1 pseudogene is annotated in these 206 nt (G+C 41.7%); it reads right to left on the bottom strand.

Annotated features, from left to right (window positions below):
• Positions 1-206: pseudogene (gene nagB / locus V6255_RS19185) on the bottom strand (glucosamine-6-phosphate deaminase); the annotation flags it as partial.

Genomic DNA, 206 nt, shown 5'->3' with positions numbered 1-206 from the left:
GATGTAATTGTAAGGCGCTAACCGTCCACAAATGATTAACACACGCTTCAACTGCGGCTTGTAGCGCTAGTGCTTTATGGCGACCAGTGACAAGCGTTATTACTTCTGTTGCATCTAATAACGTAGCAACGCCAATGTTTAATGCTAACTTGGGCACTTTATCGATATCGTTACCAATAAATCGGGAGTTAGCAATTCTAGTTTCT

Origin of the sequence: Psychromonas arctica (genome assembly GCF_038155225.1) — a bacterium.
In the GTDB taxonomy this organism is placed as follows: domain Bacteria; phylum Pseudomonadota; class Gammaproteobacteria; order Enterobacterales; family Psychromonadaceae; genus Psychromonas; species Psychromonas arctica_B.
The sequence above is the reverse complement of the archived record's forward strand: the minus strand, read 5'-3'. Positions and strand labels throughout refer to the sequence as shown.